Origin of the sequence: Brevibacillus ruminantium, from assembly GCF_023746555.1 — a bacterium.
Lineage (GTDB): Bacteria > Bacillota > Bacilli > Brevibacillales > Brevibacillaceae > Brevibacillus > Brevibacillus ruminantium.
In genome coordinates this window covers 582,017-601,278 of sequence record NZ_CP098755.1, presented here as the reverse complement: position 1 = coordinate 601,278, position 19,262 = coordinate 582,017, and the positions used below count along the sequence as shown (strand labels likewise).

Below are 19,262 nucleotides of genomic sequence, written 5' to 3'. Positions count from 1 at the left end.
GCAGTTCCTATTTTTCCCTCCCTAACGAATGTTATCCTCATTTTTCCAAATGTGTGGTCACGAGAATCCACCATTTGGTTCAGCGCTTTTCCTCCAACTTCAAAATAAAAAAGAGCGACCATGATCGTCGCTCTTCCTCTGTAATCGTTCTTTTGTTCATCGACTCTTCCGCTATCTCTCTTCTTCCTCATTTCCACTCTTGCCTTTTTTATCCAAAGCGTCCCGTAATGTAATCCTCTGTCCGCTTGTCACAGGGATTTTGGAAAATGACCGGCGTGGAGTCGAATTCCACCAGCTCTCCGTTGAGGAAAAATGCTGTTTTGTCCGAAATGCGCGCGGCCTGCTGCATATTATGTGTCACGATGACAATCGTGTAGGTCGATTTCAAGTCCGCCAGCAGCTCCTCAATCTTTGCAGTCGAAATCGGATCGAGTGCGGAAGTCGGTTCGTCCATCAACAGGATTTGCGGATTGACTGCCAGTGCGCGTGCAATGCAGAGACGCTGCTGCTGGCCGCCCGACAAGCCCAGGGCTGACTTGTGCAGAACATCCTTCACTTCATCCCACAGCGCAGACGCCTTCAGACTTTTTTCCACAATCTCGTCCAAGGTCTGTCGGTCACGGATGCCGTGCAGTCTCGGACCATAGGCGATATTATCGAAGATGCTCTTGGGAAACGGGTTGGGATGCTGAAACACCATCCCGATGTTTTTACGGAGATGCTCAACATCTACTTTTCCACTGTAGATATCTTCATCAAATACCTTCACGGTACCCGTAATGCGTGTGTGGGGAACAGAATCATTCATCCTGTTCAACGTGCGTAAAAAGGTTGATTTTCCACAGCCTGAAGGGCCGATTAATGCTGTTATCGAGTCAGACTCAACATCCAGATCTATATGATGAAGGGCTTGCTGCTTACCGTAGTAGAGGTTCAACTCCCGTACTGAAATTACGCTCATACGGTTTTCTCTCCTTCGTCTCTCTTCTGTAATTGGTACGCCTAAAACTATACCTCTCGATTGTTGTCGGATTGTTTATGAATTATTAAGTTTCCATAAAGATTTCAGTCCGGGTAAAGATTTGGTAAATCTTCCTGCGAACCAATCGACTCTCTCATAGGCAATACCTACAATAGGACTAGAGATATGGAATAGGGGAGAGACATTGATGATCAACAGAAGAGCAGAAGCAAGCGGTGCCTCATTTCAGTACAAATCCATTTTCGCCAGACTTTTCTTCGGGACTTTAGTCATGGTTGTCAGCATGATGGCCATCACTGCCTTTTTTATCGGCTCCCAGGCAAAAACGATGCTGAATGAAAAAACCAAGCAGCAGTTGCAAGAAGCTTCTCTCTCTACCTTACAAGAGGTAAACAGTCGCGTAGATACCATCGCTACTTCTTTGGAATCCTTTTCTTCTACTTTTCGAAATGCAAAAGTCACCAACAGTCAGGTGTTTTCCATTTTTTCCGATATGGTTGAGAAAAACCCGATGATTTCCGAATTGCAGCTGGCAAAGCCGGACGGACATTATCTTACTTTTCCGGGATCACCGGTCAGCAGTGAGTACGATCCGCGAAAATCGGACTGGTTTCAGCAGGCGAGCCAACAGAAAACGCCGTACCTATCTGATGTCTTCCGTTTTTCGGAGACGGAGTTTCCCAAAATCGCGATCTCTCTTGCTTTGCACGATGACAACGAAGAGTTCGCGGGGGTCGTTGTCGCTTTTGTCTCCGTGCCCAAGCTGAGCGAGTTCATCGAGAACATCAAACTGGGGGAAACCGGCTATGTGATGGTGGTTGACCGTCATGGAAAGCTGGTCGCCCATCCCGATAAAACGTATGCGCTGCAGCGGCCCTCCCTGGATCATCTCCCTCTGGTTGGCGAGGTGATCGCTGGCAAGACGGGTGTCGATTTAATGAACCTGGATGGGACGGACTATTTCGCAGCGCACGACTACGATGAGCACTTACAATGGGGGTTGATCGTTCTAAAGGCGGTCGCTGAAGTAGAAAAAGAGGTTCGCAGTCTCCAGCTGACCATCCTGATCGTCTCGCTGCTGGGTCTGGCTGCACTGACCATTTTCCTCTTCCTGTACGTTCGAAAAATCACAAATCCGCTCAAAGAAGTACAGGCCAAGCTGTTTTCTTTCAGTGAAGGAGATCTCTATCAAACCATGAAGGTGGATACAGATGATGAAATCCGGCAGCTTGCAGACAGCTTCAACCGGATGAGTGAACAGATGCGCTCCATCATCGGCAAGATACAGGTGGTGATCACCGACGTCAAGAAAGTAGCTGATCATGTCGGATCAGGCTCCCGCCAGTCTCATGCGATGCAAGCCGAGGTGGCTGCCGCAACAGAACGCCTTTCAGCCGAGATGGAATTGCAGCAATCTCAGGTAGAACAGATTGATGCGATTGTCGCTGACATTACCCATGAAATTTCCCGTATCGCCGCCTCTATTCAGACCACGATTGAGAAAAACCGCGAGTCACGGAAACAAACGGCATTGGGTACGCAGTCAATCGAGCTGCTCACAGGCAACATGCAGACCATCTCTGATGATATGAAAGCTTCCCTGGAAGCCGCTGCCTCACTCCAGGGAACGATGGATGACGTAAAAGAAATTCTCGAACTGATCATACAGATCTCCAAACGCACCAAACTACTCTCGCTAAATGCCCGTATCGAAGCGTCTCGGGCCGGGTCGGCAGGTTTAGGCTTTGGCGTCGTAGCAGAAGAGATCCGCCTGCTCTCCGAACAGACGGAAGATGCCACTACCCGCATCCAGGAGGCCATCTCTTCCGGCCAGGAACGCATGAGTCTCGTATCTGAGCGGATGGTACAGACTGATCTTGCCACTGTCGAAGGAATCCAGACCTTGCAAAAGGTTACCGGCATTTTTGCCCAAATCGTGAAAATCGGAGATACGCTCACAGAGGAATTTGAAACCATTGGCAGCTATTCGCAAGCAATCCACGAACAAAGCCAACGAATCAAACGACGGGTCGACAAGCTCTCCCTCTCTGCACAAGAGGTCGTGGCCAGCACGCAGCAAACCGTGGCAGCCACCCAGGAAAGCTCTTCGTTATCTGAACAGTTTCTGCATGATTCCAAGCATCTGGGGAACATCGTGATCGATCTGGAACAAGAAGTTCGCTTTTTCCGAACAGATGAGAAAGCGGAATCGATGGCCCCGCCACTTTCGACCTCCCCCCTCACGGCAATCCCCCTTTCCAAATAAGAAGCATGGTACACTTCATTACCATCTGTGGATTCAAAAAGTCCCCTGGCAGATGATCTGCCGGGGGACTTACCCTGTGAATAACGGCCTGAGCCTGATCAACCGAAGCGACCGCTGATGTACGCTTCTGTCTTTTCGTTTTCCGGAGAGGTGAACATCTTCGCAGTATCATTCATCTCAACCAGCTCACCCATCAGGAAGAACGCGGTTTTATCAGAGATGCGTGCTGCCTGATGAAGATTGTGCGTGACGATTACGATGGTATACTCTTCTTTCAGCTCCAGGACCAGCTCTTCGATTTTCATCGTGGAGATGGGGTCGAGAGCGGATGCCGGTTCGTCCAACAAAAGAATAGTCGGCTCCATCGCAATCGCGCGGGCGATGCAAAGCCGCTGTTGCTGCCCCCCTGACAAGGACAGGGCCGATTCACGCAAGCGATCCTTTACCTCATCCCAGAGCGCCGCTTTGCGCAAACTGCGCTCGACCAGCTCATCCAGCTCCTGTTTCCCCTTAATCCCGTGGAAGCGCGGAGCAAACGCGATGTTTTCATAAATCGATTTAAAAAAAGGATTCGCCCGCTGAAACACCATGCCAACGACCTGACGCAGACCTTCCATGTTCATTTGTTCGTGATTGATCACATCAATGCCGTCGATCACGATAGAACCCGTGACACGGCAGCTCGGCACCAAATCATTCATTCGGTTCATGCTGCGCAACAATGTCGACTTCCCGCAGCCGGATGGACCGATAAATGCGGTGACGGAATGGCGCTCAATATCCATGTTGATATTGGTGACTGCGCGTTTTTCCCCATAGTAAACGGAGACATCGCGCACTTCCATGATCGTGTCTGCTACTGTGTTTGCTTGCATCTTTCTCCCCCTCTTCCTACGATCTGCCCGATGTCATTTTTTTATAGAGCCAGTTGCCAAACCAGCGAGCCGACACGTTAAACAGCAGGACAGCCAGGATCAGAACAGCAGCCGCTCCATCGGCAACATCCCGCGCATCTGGCGTTAGACCTTCACTGTTGACTTTCCAAATGTGAACAGCCAAGGTTTCCGCTGGACGGAATGGATTTAACGGAGAGGTAGAGCTATTTAGGGTAAAATCAGTGAAATTGAGATCGGGAGAAGACATGCCTGCCGTAAACAGCAAAGCCGCAGCTTCACCAAATACCCGTCCGGAAGCCAGGATGGCCCCCGTGATGATGCCTGGCAAGGCTGCCGGCAATATCACCGACACGATCGTCTTCCATTTGGTGATCCCCAAAGCGAGACTCGCTTCCTTTTGGCTTTGAGGCACATTTCGCAGGGCATCCTCCGTAATTCTCACCAGTAACGGAAGGTTGAAGACGGTCAAGGCCAAAGCACCGGAGACCAGGGTATACCCCCATCCCGTCATCGTCACGAACACCAGAAGTCCAAACAGCCCCACAACAATGGAGGGAAGAGAAGACAGGACTTCAATACTGGTACGGATAAACTGGGTGAACTTGTTTTCCGGCGCGTATTCCGCCATATAGATACCCGCGCCGATCCCCAGCGGCAAGGCGAACAGCATGGTCAGAACCAGCAGATAGAAAGAGTTGAACAACTGCGGACCAATTCCCCCGCCAGCCTGTGTAATGCTAGGCGGTGAGGTAAGAAAATCTACGGTGAGCTTGTGCCCGCCCTGTGACAGAATAAACCCGAGCATGCCGACAAGGGCCATGATGATGAGAAACGCAATCAATGTGAGAACGACTGTTGCCGTGCGATCAAGTATCTTGGCTCTCATTTATTTACCAACTTCTTTCTGCTGAGAATGCGTAAGATCAAGTTGAATACAAATGACATCAATAAGAGCAGCAAGGCCATTGACCATAAGGCGTTATTATAAGGCGTTCCTTGAATCGTATTTCCCATATTCAGCGTAATTCCGCTCGTCAGAGTGCTGATCGGGTCGAGCAGTCCGCCAGGCAGCTTGGTTGTGTTTCCAATAACCATCTGTACAGCCAGCGCTTCCCCAAACGCACGAGCCATACCCAATACGATCGCGGTCAAGCATCCAGGCAAAGCGGAATGCAAGACAACATTCCAAATGGTTTGCCAACGCGTCGCTCCCAGAGCCAAAGAGGCATTGCGAAGATCTTGCGGCACGGCTTCGATGGCATCTGTAGCCACACTCGTGATCGTCGGCAGAATCATCAGCGCAAGCACAAGCCCCCCTGCCAACAGGCTGAAGCCCAGGACATCAAAATGGCCGCGGATAAACGGCACCAGCAGGGTAAGACCGACGTACCCGTATACCACGGACGGAATGCCCACCAGCAATTCGATAACCGGCTTCAATACCTTTTTTCCGAATCTCGGATAGATTTCCGTCATGAAAATGGCTGCACCGATCCCCAACGGTGCGGCAATGAGTGCTGCCAGCATCGTAACCAAAAACGAACCTGTAATAAACGGGAGCACACCAAAAGCAGCTGGCTCGCCTTCCGGGTCCCATTTTAATCCGGTTAAAAACTCTTTAATTTGAACCCCATCGAAAAAGAACGTTGTCAGACCTTTCGATGCAATAAAGTACGTGATCGATACGACCACTGCCACCAATAACCCGGCACAGATCATCGCAATCGTTTTTCCAGTCAGGTTTTGTACGTACTGGCGTTTGTTGCGCGTCAACAATTTCTTGGCCAGATAGTCGGTCCGCTCCCCTTTGTTTGGAGTGTGATGGTCGCTGATGATATTGCTTTTGATCACAGTGGTCCCTTCAGAACGACGACTCATAATCTCCCTCCATATACGTAGCAAAATGAGGGGTAGTGGGTCCCCCTCTATTCTGCTAGCAACATATTTCTCTCTCTTACTTTTGGTTTACCTTTCCGTCTGCCGTGCGTTCTACCTTCATCTCGGTGATCGGCAGGAAGCCCAGTTGAGTAATGGTTGTCTTTTGTGTTTCTTCGCTCATGATATACTCCAGGAACGCTTTTGCTGTACCTGTTGCTTCACCTTTTGTATACATGTGCTCATATGCCCATACTGGATATTTGTTCGTCGCGATGTTTTCCCCGTTTGCTTCGACGCCATCCAGCTTGAGAGGTTTGACTGTGTCATTGAGATAGGACAGGGCCAGATAACCGATGGCACCAGGTGTTTCTGCGATAATTTTGCGAACCGTACCGGAGGAATCCTCAGTGATGCCTTCTGCTTCTTCATTGCCGTCCAGAGCAAAGGTGTGGAAGGTTGCACGTGTACCGGAGCTCTTCGGACGATTTACCAGCGTGATTTTTTGGTCTTCTCCGCCAACATCTTTCCAGTTGGTGATTTTGCCTGTGAAGATGTCAATCAGTTGTTGCTTGGTCAGGTTGTCCACTGTGATTTTCGGGTTCACAACAGCGGCCATGCCTACTACTGCTACTTTATGGTCGACCAGCTCGTTTGCTGGAATTCCTTTTTTCTCTTCTGCGAAAATATCAGAGTTCCCAATAGTTGCTGCCCCACTTGCTACCTGGCTCAGACCCGTTCCGCTTCCGCCGCCTTGCACTTGGATTTGTGCGCCGGCATTTTTCGCCATGAAATCTTTTGCAGCTTGTTCAACCAGTGGCTGGAGAGCTGTAGAACCAACGGCCGTTACAGGTTCGCTGGACACTTCTGCCGGCTTTTCGGAGCTGCCTTGATTGGCGTCAGCAGGTTGCGCTGCCGGTTTTTCCGATTGTGCTGGCGCAGCCGGTGCCGCATTGTTGCCGCTGCCACATCCTGCGAGCAGTGCACCTACAAAAGACAAAGCGATAAACATTTTACTGAGTTTTTTCATCTGATGAAAATCCTCCTTAGAGATCTGTGTTTTTCTCTTTACATGACAAATCATACAGGCCGAATGTTGTTGTATTGTATTGGCTTTGTAAAGCTTTCTTAAAGATTGGGGAGATCTAGACTAAAAAATAGGAAGTGTGGGCAAACTGACAGGCTTTGCTCGTCAGCCAGATCGCGTGTACGCTGGTCGGGATCGCCGGCATTTACTCGATCAAATTTTGGGTCGAGGATCGGGAGCAAACCTAGATCCAAAGGCAAAGCCCGGAGTATTTGCACTCCGGGCTTTGTTTTTCAGTTTTTGGGCAACTTGTAGTGGATCAGTGCTTATTGTAGGAATTGACTCCAGATGTTGGTATAATTTGGAACAACGGTTGACGGGTGGTTTTATTACGCAAATAGCAGTGACGATTATAAATTATACAAAATAAAGTCGGATGGAAGTGAACGAACCAAATTGTCCGATGATAAGATCGGTTCTCTAGTCGTTGCCGGAGATTTGATTTTTCTACAGTAATTATTCTGACGGCGACAAATTATATAAAATGAAAACAGATGGAACGGGAAAAATAAAGATTTCCGATGATACAGCTACGCGAATAAACGTTGCTGGTGAATGGGTGTTTTATTGGAAAGATCGTTTTCGGGAGAATCTGTACCGCGTAAAGTGGGATGGAACCGATAGACAAAAGGTTCGATAAGCGATTACAGCTCCTTCCGGCAAGTGATCACAAAGCAAATCTTGATGGCTCGCCTTGCGTAATACGGAAAGGAGCCGAACATGGTATATGCTCGGCTCCTTTTGATAGATTCGCCTGTTGATCCTCTGGCGCTTACCTCTTTTAACGTGTCAACGGTTCGTCGATACTCACATGACCCATCAGCGAATCTGTCGGTTTCCCGTCTACCAGGATCACAATCTTCTCAATCTCTTTGAACTGAAACAGCGTTTCACGCAGCGCATCAATCGCCATTCCTTCTCCGCTTGAGCCGAGGTTGTAGACGTTTTTGCTGTCTGTATCAATCGTCAGAGTCCCTTTGTCAAAGGTGACGCTGTGATAGTGAAAGTCTTTCCACAGTGGAAAATGTTCCTTTTCTTTCGGTTTTTCCAGGAGTGTGATCGCCTGCTTGTATTTGTCCAGATCGTCCGCATACGCGATTTCCTGCTGCTCCTTGATCATTTCCATGAGATTGTCATCCGAGTAATAGACGGTGATGGTCTGCTTTGTTTTTTCCGGTTCTGCTGCAGGCTGTCCCGAGGTTCCGGGTGTCTCCGTTTGCTCTGCAGGCGGCTGTGCTTGCGGCGCTTTTCCCTGCCCGCATCCAGCTACCAGGAGTACGGCTACTGCCGCTGTCAGCCAAAAAGTTGTACGCTTCATTGAAAGCCTCCCTTTCCCAATTCCCTTCCAGCATTAATAGTAGGATTGATAGTACTCACGGATTGCTGCCGCAAGCGCTTCGGCTACTTTTTGCTGGAAAGCAGGGGATGTCAGTTTGGCATTCTCCCCAGGATTGGAGAGGAAGCCTGTCTCCGTCAAAACAGCAGGCATCTTCGTATGCTTAATGACGTAAAACCCTGTGTTTTTTACGCCGCGGTTCGGGAATTGCGTCGCTCCTTGCAGGTGGCGATGCACCACTTCGGCAAACGCTTTGCTGTTTGCATTATAGTAGAAGGTTTCTGTTCCTCCGGCCGTCTGGTTGGTAAACGAGTTGGCATGAATGGACAGGAACAGATCAGCATCCCGCTCGTTGGCAAACGCTACTCTTTCCTCCAGCTTCAAGTATTCATCGGTGGTCCGGGTAGCCTCTACCTGAAACTCCGGATACTGCTTCAGCAGCTGAACAAGCTTGTTTGCAACCGATAATGTGAATTCCTTTTCGTGGTTGCCGTTTACACCGCTTGCCCCTTTGTCGCTGCCGCCATGTCCGGCGTCCACCACGATCCGGAACCCGGTCTTTTTCGGCACCGGATTCAGCTTAACCTCGATCCCCTCGCTGGTATACTCCAGATTATACGCGCTCTTTTGGTTTAGCTCAATAACCACGCGTACGGTTTGCGGCGAAGAGCTGTATTGACTGTAGCGAACATCTGCGATCAGCTCTGATTTTCCGGCAGGTTCGCCTGAATCTTTTTGGGAAGCGTTCATTTCTGACACTTCTATATCCTCGTCCGCTTGTTCGGAAGTGTCTGCTTCTTGTTGGTTTTCTTTACTGACTTCGGTATGTACATCATCCCGGTCAGCCTCCAGCTCCTTGCTGGACACTTCCCTTTCGTCAGAGCGAGCCTTTTCGGACTGGCTTCCTTTTTCCAGCTTGTCCAGCAAATCCTGATCCAGCTCGGTTTGCGGAAGATCCAGAACAATTCGATGCGGACCCTGGAGTACAAACGCATTGGCTGTCACGGCGAGCGATGTCTGAATCCGCACGACCTTGTCATCATAACGAACTGCACTCAAATGGGCGAGACGTTCAATGTCGACCTGGTTTTTCTCCTGCTTCCAGGTAAATTGGCCGCCTAGCTCCTCTTCCAACACTTCCAAAGGCAGGGTCAGCTCACCATCGATGGTGAATCCACGCTCGGGATGCTTCCATACGTGTGCGCTTTTCCCCGCTGACTCAGCAACGGCCTGGGCTGACAGATAAAGCTTGTCCCCCTGTTGAAACCCTTTGATTCCTTTGGTTGGCTTGTTTCCATTGAAGCGTATGTCCGGGCTTTCATTGGCAATGACGGTGCGCGAAGCGTTGTCCCAGCCTACCGTTACCCCCAGCGATTCCGCGACGAAACGCAAGGGAAGCAGCATACGCTGATTCCGCATAAGCGGTACCGCATCCAGCTGGACTTTCTTTCCGTTTACCAGCGCATTTTTTGATCCGACCGTAAGCTGCAGCTTTTGCTGACCGAGTTCAATAACGGCGGTCCTGGTGTCCTGATTCCAATCCACCTGCGCTCCCAGACCTTCTGCAATCACTCTCACCGGTACCAGGGTGCGCCCTTGTTCGATGATTGGCGGCACATCCGGTTTGACCGCTTGTCCGCCGATCAAAAGCTGAACGGCCTGCTCCGCGTTGTTCCCCGCTGCGGCTGCCCACCCGGGGAAGATCAGCAGGAACAACAGTGCAAATAGTGGATACAAACGTGTTTTCATTCTGACCTCCTTCTTGATGTTGTACGTTTGGCAAATGAAACCCAGTTCTGTTGCGCCATATGGTTAGACGCATGAGGACACGCAAAGTTTGTAGTCTTTTGGTACCAAATCCGGTCGGAAAGTATAAAAAAGTGCCGAAAAACGGCACATGATCGCTTCGACCTTCCTGGCCGTAGTTGACGGTTTCGGATAAATCCTTGCGGAGACTTTGGTTCTAACCCCATCAACGCCATTCCCTACCTACCGCTGTGATTTCCTTCCCTTTCGGCCCAAGTCTCAGTCCGCCATTAGTCAAAAATTGTTGAATCATGGCGAAAACTTTCGGGTTAGACAACACGTTTGTTTTCACGAAGACGGTATAATGGGAAGACGCTATAATAGGTAGAAAGGGAGGATATGATGATAAAAAAACAGCTACTTTGGCTTGTTGTTTGTCTACTCCTTATCGGTTGTAATAAAGAAACGGCCAATGAACTTTCCCTGGATACCGTTGTTCAGGCTTTTTCGTCTAACAATGTGCAGCTTGAAAAAGCTGAGTATGATGGAGATTATTTCCGTCTTCACCGCCAAACACCATCCAAATACGTGTTAAATGGGAATGTTTTATTTATCTACACTTTTGCAACCCCTGAGGATGCGCAACAAGGGTTGAACGATTTCTTTACCCAAACTGAACAATTGAACATCGTGATTCCTAAAATTTTTCAAGCTAGGAACGCTTTGCTTTTCTATCTTACTTCTGAACCGAGAACGGACCCCTTTTTGCAAAGAGATCTGGATATCCTGGCGGTCGTCACTTCCCTCAACGAGGATATTCAAGGGTAAGGGCTGCCGAAAAAACTCGGCAGCCCGTAGCGGTCTCTCCTGCTATTCTGTTTCCTGTTGACTGCTTTCAAACTGATTGAAGAATCCTTTTTTCGGGCCAGCTTTCGTCTTTTTCACTGGCGGCGTATCTTCGTGTGCGATCAGATAGACGGCAGCTCCGACGATTTCCGCTACCTCCTGCAGTTTTGCCTTGCTGATCTTGTCGATTGTGTCCTCTGGCGTATGGTACCACGGCTCAGTTGGCGAATGGATAAAGAGCGCAGCCGGAACTCCTACTTCCGAGAAAGGCACGTGATCGCTTCGACCTTCCTTGCCGTAGTTCACCTTTTCCGACAGGCGAGCGCCCACACCTGATCCCAGATCGGTGACGATATTCGCCTTGCCATCTACGGTAAACATCGTCAGCTTGCCCGCATCGCGGCTGCCAACCATGTCCAACTGGAACATCCCCACGGTGCGCCCAATCTCATCCTCCGTCAGTGTGTCAACATAGGCGTAAGAGCCGAGCAATCCATTTTCCTCTGCACCAAAGGTGATAAAGCGCAGCTCGGTATCGTTCGGTATATCAGACAGGACTCTCGCCAATTCCAGAGTCGTAGCCGTACCGGAAGCATCGTCATTGGCTCCTGGAGCACCTTCCACTGAGTCATGGTGAGCACCTACGATGACAATCTGCCCGCTATCCTTTTCTTTATCAGGTTTCTTCGTAGCGATTACATTGTGGGAGGTGCTTTCACTCACCTCTGCTCCTTCAACCGCCACGGTCACTGTCAGGGTTTCACCTGCCTCCAGCTTCTCCAGCAGCTCCTCACCCTGTGCTTTGCTCAGACCCAAAACAGGCACAAAATCACTGTTTGTTCCTCCCAATGTCCCATTCATTGCACCCGAGGCGTTGTTGAATATCACAACCGCTTCGGCGCCTGCACGCGCCGCATTCAGGACCTTGTCGGCAAAGCTGATATCGCCGCGTTTGATCAGCGCAATCTTGCCGCTCAAATCAACTCCTTCCAAGTCGCTGGCGAGTCCTAACCCCGCGTAAACAAGTTCCCCTGTGGCTTGTCCATTTACGCCGTATGAAAAGTTACTGATCTCCCACTCGACATCCTCAAGCTCGCTGATCGAAAGAGAAATATCATCTGGCCCTTTGTAGCTTTGGAACGTAAATGGTTGCACCTGTGTGTCATAGCCGAAGGATGTAAATTTTTCCTCGATGAATCTCACTGCATTGTGCTCAGCTTCCGTCCCTGACACTCGCGGCTCCTTGGACAGATAATCAATCGTGTTATAGATGTTATCAGCATTGATCCTCTTCAGAATCTTGTTGTCGAATCCACTGTCAGGCTGTGGTGCTGCATATGCAGGGAGACTAAAGGCAAGGCTGGCTAAAATCGCGAAGGGGAGCATCTTCCTTTTTAACATTTTTTCTTCTCCTCCCAAAATTTGGTATTACCTTCTATTATCAGCGTATTCCTGTTGTTTGTGTAGTCTGAATCACCAGACAATTTCGCTGTCCATCCGACAGATTATACAAACTCCTCCTTCGACAAAGAAAGGCTTCGCCCATAAAGAGCGAAGCCTATTTTCTATCTCCATATACGCCTTTCCCTGCGACTTACCGGTGTGATTCCCTTTCCTTTCAGCCCAAATCCCCCCAATCCCCCCAGTCCACCATTGGCCAAAAATTGTTGAATCATGGCGATAACCGCCGGGTTGGACAACACTTTGATCGACTCGCTTACCTTGGGGTTCTTCAATTGCGGAATCACCCCCCCGAGCTGTGGGAGCAAGGGAAGCAAATCCTCTAAAGGAAGTGCACTCTTTGGTTTTGGCGGTTCGATCTCGACCGGGGTCGAACGCCGTCTGCCAAACAAGAACCCACCGCGTGGACGGAAAGGCTTCTTTACCTGTATGCGACTGAGGGTATCCTTCATCTCCTGAATATCCGAACGCATTTGCTGCATTTCCCGCAAAACTTGTTCGTTACCGGAGTTTTGAGACTCGGCTATCCGGTTGATCGCTTCTTCCAGTCTGGCATGCGCAAGGTTTTTTTTCGGTTTCCCCTTTGTTTTTGTTGCGATCGGACCCACCTCCCTCCTTTCATTTCGCCATTATTTTTTGAATTTCCGTTTGATGGCGTTCAGGTCGTTGGCGCTCACTCCTTTTTTAGACAATTTGTTCATCAGGCTGCCGACATTTTCGTTTCTGGCCATCTTGCGAAACTGCGCCACATACCCGTTCAGTTCCTGCTCGGTAAAATTCTTTCCGGACTTTTTCCCCACCTCGCGAATCACTTCTTTTATACCGCTGTCGGTCTTTAGCTTATCTTTGGGGATAGAACCCACAATACTGAGCAATTTCCCGATATCCATCTTTTCTTCCCCTTCCTGTGTATCTGTACTCCTTTTTACTCTATGTAACGAAAGGGGCGGGGGATTGGTCATTTGTCCCATGCGGGCAAAAAAAGAAGAGAGCACGCAGTGTGCCCTCTTCTCCCAAAGACTTTCTTATTCCACAGTAGCCCATTTCCAGTCTACGTCGCCGAGACCGCTGATGACTACGCCTTTTACATTGTCTTTTTGTACCCAGGATTGCGTGTAGAAGTAGATCGGCATGATCGGCATTTCATCCATCAGGATTGCTTCTGCATCGCCGAGAACTTTCATACGCTCATCGTGGTTTTGGATCGTAGCGGATTTGATCAGGAGCTCCTTGTATTTAGGATTTTCCCAACGAGTATCGTTGTTTCCGCCGTCTTTGTCTCTATACAGCTCGAGGAAGTTGATTGGATCGTTGAAGTCACCCAGCCAGCCCATGCGGCCGACTTGGTAGTTTCCTTGGTGCAAGTCTTCCAGGTAAACTTTCCACTCTTTGTTCTCCAGCTTTACATCTACGCCGAGATTCTTTTTCCATTGGTCTTGAATCGCTTCGGCGATCTTTTTGTGACCTTCGGAAGTGTTGTAGGAAAGAGTGATTGCTGGCAGTTTGCTGAGGCCCTGCTCTTTCAGACCCTCTTCCAGGAGTTGTTTCGCTGTTTCGATATCGTGATCTTTGAAGTAACCGTCTTTGTTGATAGCCATGGACATTGGCAGAGCACCCATTGCCGGGATTTGACCGGTTTGCAGGATGTTGTCGATCAAAGATTGACGATCGATCGAGTATGCAAAGGCTTTACGGATTTTGGCGTTGTTAAAAGGTGCCTTTTCCGTGTTGAATTTGTACCAGTAAGTACCGGCGATCGGTTGAGACTTCATTTTGCCAGACTCTTTCAATGCAGGGATTGCATCGGTCGGCAGCGCGCTCGTAGGAGAACCGGCCCAATCGATTTCACCGTTGTCAAACATGGACAGCTCGGTATTCTCGTCTTCTACCATCGCGAATTCGATTTTGTCCAGCTTCACAGTGTCTTTATCCCAGTAGTTATCATTTTTCACGACAACCAGTTTGCTCTTGTGCTCCCAGGACTCCATTTTGTAAGGACCGTTACCCACGTGGGTTTTGGCTTCTGTCGCCCATTTTGCGTCAGCTTCCACAACTTTTTGGTTCACAGGGAAGTAAGTTGGGAATGCAGTCAGCTCCAGGAAGAACGGAGTTGGGTTCTCCAGTTTCACTTCCAGTGTTTTGTCATCCAGCGCTTTTACGCCTACATCGTCCTTGCCAGCTTTGCCTTTGTTGAAGGCTTCACCATTTTTAACATAGTACAGCTGGTAAGCGTAGTTGGAAGCTGTTGCTGGATCAAGGGCACGTTTCCATGCGTATTCAAAATCCTTCGCGGTTACTTCATCGCCATTGCTCCATTTGGAATCGCGGAGATGGAAGGTATATGTGAGACCGTCTTCAGAAGTTTCAATCTTTTGTGCCACGGATTCATGAGGTTGACCGTCAGCACCAACGCGAGTCAAGCCGTCGAAGGTTGCACGGATGATCGCTGCGGAAGTCGTGTCCTCAGAAATACCCGGGTCTGCTGTAGGCGGTTCGGAGTGAAGATTCAGTTTCAGAACTTTCGGACCACTCTTTTCCGGAGCTGCCGCTTGCTGATTGTTGTCGCTTGGCTTTTGACCGCTATCAGCCGGTTGTGCGCTGTTACCGCCGCAACCTGCGAGGGCTGCACCCAGAACGAGAATGGAGCTCATTGCTACGAAAATATTCTTTTTCATGCCACTTGTCCCCCTTGTCTAAATCTTTTATCAATATACATCCTTTTATATTCTTTTTAAATAAGTTTTACGATGATTTAATAAAATTTTATTTGTTTATAAAAATTTTTATAAATTAATAAAAAAATATTTATTGATCGAATCTCATGCATCGCTCTATTTATTTTTTCTAATCCGCTCCATGACCAGTTTTATCAAAATCTTAATTGTTTTTTAAAGGTAGTTTATCAATTCATTGTTATCCTTTTTAGGAAATCCTCCCCATCACTCTTTTTAAGAAAGGAATGTAACGATGAAAAAAACAAGAAAGATCGCTGCACTCGCGGTATTGTTCGGGTTGACGCTGTCCATTCCCTTTCAAACCAATTCGACAGAATCACTCATGCTTGCCAAAGCCAATGCAGAAACCAAAGTGGCCAAATCCAAGAATGTCATTCTGATGATCGGTGACGGGATGGGCCCGACACAGGTAACGGCAGCACGCCTGTATGCCAACAAGTTTTACAAGCAAGAGAAACTGGAGCTCGACAATTATCTGGTGGGTGCAGCTACGACATTTGCTGATCCGGGCGTAGCCGACGGAGTCTTTCAATCCGGGATCGTAACCGACTCTGCTTCCGCAGGCACCGCCTTTGCAACGGGCAATAAAACGTACAACGCCGCCATCTCTGTTTCCAACGCGGATGTTTCCCGTCCCTTTGCTTCCTTTATCGAGGCCGCTCATGATCAGGGGCTGGCCACAGGTCTCGTCACGACCGCCCGGATCACGCATGCGACTCCCGCTGTTTTTGCCAGCCATGTCAGACAGCGTGATAATGAAACCGCTATTGCCTCTCAGTATCTGACTTCCGGAGTTGACGTACTGATGGGCGGCGGCAAAAGCTTTTTTGTCACCAAAGAGGAAAAGGGAAAGCGCACTGACAAGAATATTATCGAAGACTTTACAGCAGCCGGGTACAAGTACGTGGAGGACAAAAAAGGCCTGAATGCGATTAAGCCAACGGATGGCAAGGTGCTTGGACTGTTCGCCAACTCGCACGTAGATTATGTCATTGACCGTAAAGAAAGCACTCCATCCCTGGCAGACATGACGAAAAAGTCCTTGGAGATCCTCTCTCAAAATAAGAAAGGCTTCGCCATCATGGTAGAAGGCGGCCGGATCGACCACGCTGGACATGCCAACGATATTCACAGCAATGTCGAAGAGACACTGGACTTCGATGCCGCGGTGAAGGTAGCCATGGATTTTGCGAAGAAAGACGGAAACACGACCGTCATTATTTCCGCTGACCATGAAACCGGAGGACTCTCTCTGTCCCGTGACAACATCTACGAAGTGAATCTCGAGGATTTCAAAATGCTGAACAGCTCCTCTGAAGTGATTGGTGCGGAACTGAATAAGGAAACGGTGAAAACAAAAGAAGATGTGAAAAAAATCCTGTCTGCCTATACCACGTTTTCGTTTACAGATGAGGAACTCCAGCAAATCCTGGACGGCGACGGCTCTTCCTACAAACGCGAGGGTGCGCTTAATGCTGTTGTTGCGAAGCATGCCATCATTGGTTGGACAGGTCATGGCCACTCCGGTGTGGATGTCGGCATTTGGGCATTCGGTCCGGCAAAAGAAAGCCTGCGCGGCCTGCATGACAATACAGAACTGGCAACCGTCGCTGCACAAACCATTGGTGTCGATCTGCAAAAGGCCACGAAAAAACTGCAAGACAAATATCTCTACCCCGTCTTTAAAATTGATCGGGAAGGAAAGGTGCTGTTCCCGGCTGCCGAAATGTATGCTGCCTTTGGTTTGAAACAAAACGGAGATGTCTTCGAGAAGCCTTCCCTCTCGATTACGGTTCCGAAAACAGGAAACACGATCACGGTCAACGGAAAGCCTTTGCAACTGTCTGCTCCGATCGATGTGGATAACAACAGCGTCTATCTGCCACTGGAGGCTTTTGAACAGGCGATCGGCAAAAAACTCTCGTGGGATTCCCTGTCTGAGCGAATTGTGATGGAATAAAACACTGCGACACGATCAGGAGGCAGGTATTTTCCCTGCCTTCTGCTATTTTTCTGCTTTCCAGGCAAGGAGGTTGAAAGATGATACTCGTACAAAATCTGAGGAAGACATACCGGATAAAAGCGGAGGAATTGCCCGTGCTGGATGTCCCCTCTTTTCATGTGGAACAAGGGGAGCAGGTCGCGATCATCGGGCCTAGCGGTTCCGGGAAAAGCACACTGCTCCATCTGATTGGCGGCGTATTGTCGGCGGATAGCGGACAGCTTCTCGTAAACGGTCAGGATCTCACCAAAATGAATGAACGGGAACGCGACCATTTTCGCTCGACACAGATCGGGTACATTTTTCAGGACTTTCACCTGATCCCCAGCCTGACCGCGGAAGAAAATGTGCGGCTTGTCTTGCCCAAAGGTGATGCCCAGACTCAGAAAAAATTGCTTCAGGAATGGTTTGGGCGGGTCGGTCTGGAGAAAAGACGCACTCACCGTCCGACCGAGCTTTCTCGTGGCGAGCAGCAGCGTGTGGCGATGATCCGTTCCCTCATCAATCAACCCCGTCTTGTTCTGGCGGACGAACCTACGGGAAGCCTGGATTGGGAAACGGCGCAGCAGATGATGAGTTTGATGCTGACGCTTTGTCGGGAGGAAAACCTGACGCTTCTCTGCGTTACGCATGATCTGCCATTGGCGAAACAATTTCCCCGTATCGTCCAGATCGGAGAGATCAACCAGACGATGCATGCATCCAGAAAAGAGGTGGCCATCCGATGAACGCCTTTCAGCTCATCTACCGGAACATCCTTCATCGGAAGACTTTGTCTCTTCTCTCACTGCTCTCGATCGCCATCGCATCCAGTCTGCTCGTGCTGATTTTCCTGGTTCAAAACAGCACAGAAGAAGGAGCCGCCAAGGGGTACGGCCCTTTTGAACTGGTCATTGGTGCATCCGGCTCGGATACGCAGCTGGTATTGAACACCTTCTATCATGTCGGAGTGCCAGTCGGGAATATTCCGTACGCCCTGTACGAAGAGGTAAACGGCAATTCAAATGTAGATGTCTCCTATGCGATGAACAGGGGTGACTCCTGGCGGGGCTACCCGATTATCGGGATCGACTCCGGGTATTTTCAGACCCGTTATCAGATCGCCCCGCAAAGCGGTCAATGGTATCAGCATACAGGTGAGGCTGTCGTCGGTTCTCATGTGGCGCAAGCATTAGGGGTAAAGATCGGCGATACGTTTCACGGAAGCCACGGAATGGTGGCTGGACTGGATGAGCATGAGGAAGACGGTCATGGCGGGCAGGATGAGCATGCGGGACATGAGGAACCTGCGGGACATGAAGAGCATGCCGAGCATGACGGGCATGACCAAGCCGAACATGCTGCGCAGGGCCACGGCGACCACCATCATGACTTTCAATACAAAATCGTCGGCATCCTCCCGCCTCTGCACACGGCTGACGACAAAGGGATTTTTACCACGCTGGATTACGCCTGGGCCGTTCACGGCGAACAAGATTCTCCCGATAAAATGATCACGTCGCTGCTGGTGAAACCAAAGGGGCTGCTGGAGCTGCAAACACTGAAATTGAAGTACAGCAAAGCAGAAGGAGCACAAGCCGCATACAGCAGCAAGGTCGTCGCCAATCTGTTGAACATGATCGATTCCGGCACCGTAATTGCCCGATTTATGGCGATGGTCTGCTTTGTCCTGGCCGCCATCTCTCTCCTGCTTTCCCTGACAGCCGCCTCCTCGGAGCGCCGTCGCGATGTAGGTTTGCTCCGACTGCTTGGCAAATCTCGGTTGTTTGTCATGAACACCATCGTGCTGGAAGGGATTTTGCTGACAATCACTGGCGTTTTGCTCGGGCTCCTGCTGGGTCACGTCGGGGCCTGGCTGCTGCATGATGTGATCTTTGATGCTACCGGCATCTCTGTAAAAGCATGGAGCTTCTATGCCTATGAAGTCTATTTGCTGGTTGGCGCCGTCGTTCTGGGAACACTGGCCTCTTTATGGCCTTCCTTCAGAATGTATCGCGTCCATCCCGTGGAACTTTTTCGGTAAAGGAGGA

General features: G+C 49.6%; 18 protein-coding genes. 7 read left to right on the top strand and 11 right to left on the bottom strand.

What is annotated here, in order from left to right:
• Window positions 1-208: 208 nt before the first annotated feature.
• Window positions 209-961, bottom strand: a complete 753-nt coding sequence (gene pstB, locus NDK47_RS03095; protein WP_251873485.1) for a phosphate ABC transporter ATP-binding protein PstB — start codon at window positions 959-961, stop codon at window positions 209-211.
• A gap of 208 nt (window positions 962-1,169) precedes the next feature.
• On the opposite strand from pstB (NDK47_RS03095), the gene NDK47_RS03090 reads away from it, so the two are divergent.
• Window positions 1,170-3,248, top strand: a complete 2,079-nt coding sequence (locus NDK47_RS03090) for a methyl-accepting chemotaxis protein (RefSeq protein WP_251873477.1) — start codon at window positions 1,170-1,172, stop codon at window positions 3,246-3,248.
• Between the two features lie 98 nt (window positions 3,249-3,346).
• On the opposite strand, the gene pstB (NDK47_RS03085) is transcribed toward NDK47_RS03090, so the two are convergent.
• The 4 genes from pstB (NDK47_RS03085) to NDK47_RS03070 all read right to left on the bottom strand — a co-directional run bounded on the left by pstB (NDK47_RS03085) (window position 3,347) and on the right by NDK47_RS03070 (window position 7,049).
• The gene (pstB, locus tag NDK47_RS03085; RefSeq protein ID WP_251873476.1) at window positions 3,347-4,123 is read right to left on the bottom strand and encodes a phosphate ABC transporter ATP-binding protein PstB; all 777 of its coding nucleotides are present in this window, start codon (window positions 4,121-4,123) and stop codon (window positions 3,347-3,349) included.
• A 16-nt stretch (window positions 4,124-4,139) separates the two neighbouring features.
• Window positions 4,140-5,030 (bottom strand): phosphate ABC transporter permease PstA, encoded by an 891-nt coding sequence (gene pstA, locus NDK47_RS03080; protein ID WP_251873474.1) that lies wholly within the window; start codon window positions 5,028-5,030, stop codon window positions 4,140-4,142.
• Window positions 5,027-6,022, bottom strand: coding sequence for a phosphate ABC transporter permease subunit PstC (gene pstC, locus NDK47_RS03075; RefSeq protein ID WP_251873472.1), 996 nt, complete (start codon window positions 6,020-6,022; stop codon window positions 5,027-5,029). Before pstC ends, pstA begins: the two co-directional genes overlap by 4 nt.
• A gap of 76 nt (window positions 6,023-6,098) precedes the next feature.
• Entirely contained in the window at window positions 6,099-7,049 is a 951-nt protein-coding gene (locus tag NDK47_RS03070) for a phosphate ABC transporter substrate-binding protein (RefSeq protein WP_251873471.1), read from the bottom strand.
• A gap of 423 nt (window positions 7,050-7,472) precedes the next feature.
• Here NDK47_RS03070 and NDK47_RS27775 point away from each other — a divergent pair, with 423 nt between their 5' ends.
• On the top strand, window positions 7,473-7,562 hold the full coding sequence (locus tag NDK47_RS27775; protein ID WP_407653426.1) for a hypothetical protein: 90 nt from the start codon (window positions 7,473-7,475) through the stop codon (window positions 7,560-7,562).
• A 28-nt stretch (window positions 7,563-7,590) separates the two neighbouring features.
• Window positions 7,591-7,746 carry a DUF5050 domain-containing protein gene (locus NDK47_RS27770; RefSeq protein ID WP_407653376.1) on the top strand — a complete coding sequence of 52 codons (156 nt, stop codon included), beginning with the start codon at window positions 7,591-7,593 and terminating at the stop codon, window positions 7,744-7,746.
• 141 nt (window positions 7,747-7,887) lie between these two features.
• On the opposite strand, the gene NDK47_RS03065 is transcribed toward NDK47_RS27770, so the two are convergent.
• Together NDK47_RS03065 and NDK47_RS03060 are read right to left on the bottom strand one after the other, a co-directional pair.
• Window positions 7,888-8,424, bottom strand: a complete 537-nt coding sequence (locus tag NDK47_RS03065; RefSeq protein WP_251873469.1) for a GerMN domain-containing protein — start codon at window positions 8,422-8,424, stop codon at window positions 7,888-7,890.
• A 33-nt stretch (window positions 8,425-8,457) separates the two neighbouring features.
• Window positions 8,458-10,191 carry an N-acetylmuramoyl-L-alanine amidase gene (locus tag NDK47_RS03060; protein WP_251873467.1) on the bottom strand — a complete coding sequence of 578 codons (1,734 nt, stop codon included), beginning with the start codon at window positions 10,189-10,191 and terminating at the stop codon, window positions 8,458-8,460.
• Between the two features lie 399 nt (window positions 10,192-10,590).
• On the opposite strand from NDK47_RS03060, the gene NDK47_RS03055 reads away from it, so the two are divergent.
• On the top strand, window positions 10,591-11,016 hold the full coding sequence (locus NDK47_RS03055; protein ID WP_251873465.1) for a hypothetical protein: 426 nt from the start codon (window positions 10,591-10,593) through the stop codon (window positions 11,014-11,016).
• Between the two features lie 42 nt (window positions 11,017-11,058).
• On the opposite strand, the gene NDK47_RS27680 is transcribed toward NDK47_RS03055, so the two are convergent.
• The 4 genes from NDK47_RS27680 to NDK47_RS03030 all read right to left on the bottom strand — a co-directional run bounded on the left by NDK47_RS27680 (window position 11,059) and on the right by NDK47_RS03030 (window position 15,170).
• Entirely contained in the window at window positions 11,059-12,435 is a 1,377-nt protein-coding gene (locus NDK47_RS27680; protein ID WP_305883365.1) for a M28 family peptidase, read from the bottom strand.
• A gap of 164 nt (window positions 12,436-12,599) precedes the next feature.
• Window positions 12,600-13,103: a hypothetical protein gene (locus tag NDK47_RS03040; protein ID WP_251873463.1), complete on the bottom strand. Its 504-nt coding sequence runs from the start codon at window positions 13,101-13,103 to the stop codon at window positions 12,600-12,602.
• A gap of 21 nt (window positions 13,104-13,124) precedes the next feature.
• Window positions 13,125-13,385, bottom strand: a complete 261-nt coding sequence (locus tag NDK47_RS03035) for a hypothetical protein (protein ID WP_251873461.1) — start codon at window positions 13,383-13,385, stop codon at window positions 13,125-13,127.
• Window positions 13,386-13,520: 135 nt separating this feature from the next.
• Entirely contained in the window at window positions 13,521-15,170 is a 1,650-nt protein-coding gene (locus NDK47_RS03030; RefSeq protein WP_251873459.1) for a peptide ABC transporter substrate-binding protein, read from the bottom strand.
• Between the two features lie 292 nt (window positions 15,171-15,462).
• Between NDK47_RS03030 and NDK47_RS03025 the strand changes: the two genes are divergently transcribed.
• The 3 genes from NDK47_RS03025 to NDK47_RS03015 all read left to right on the top strand — a co-directional run bounded on the left by NDK47_RS03025 (window position 15,463) and on the right by NDK47_RS03015 (window position 19,255).
• Complete coding sequence (locus NDK47_RS03025; protein ID WP_251873458.1) at window positions 15,463-17,190, top strand: alkaline phosphatase; 1,728 nt, start codon at window positions 15,463-15,465, stop codon at window positions 17,188-17,190.
• An 80-nt stretch (window positions 17,191-17,270) separates the two neighbouring features.
• Window positions 17,271-17,960: an ABC transporter ATP-binding protein gene (locus tag NDK47_RS03020; protein WP_251873456.1), complete on the top strand. Its 690-nt coding sequence runs from the start codon at window positions 17,271-17,273 to the stop codon at window positions 17,958-17,960.
• Window positions 17,957-19,255, top strand: a complete 1,299-nt coding sequence (locus NDK47_RS03015) for an ABC transporter permease (protein ID WP_251873455.1) — start codon at window positions 17,957-17,959, stop codon at window positions 19,253-19,255. The genes NDK47_RS03020 and NDK47_RS03015 overlap by 4 nt, the downstream gene beginning before the upstream one ends.
• Window positions 19,256-19,262 lie beyond the last annotated feature (7 nt).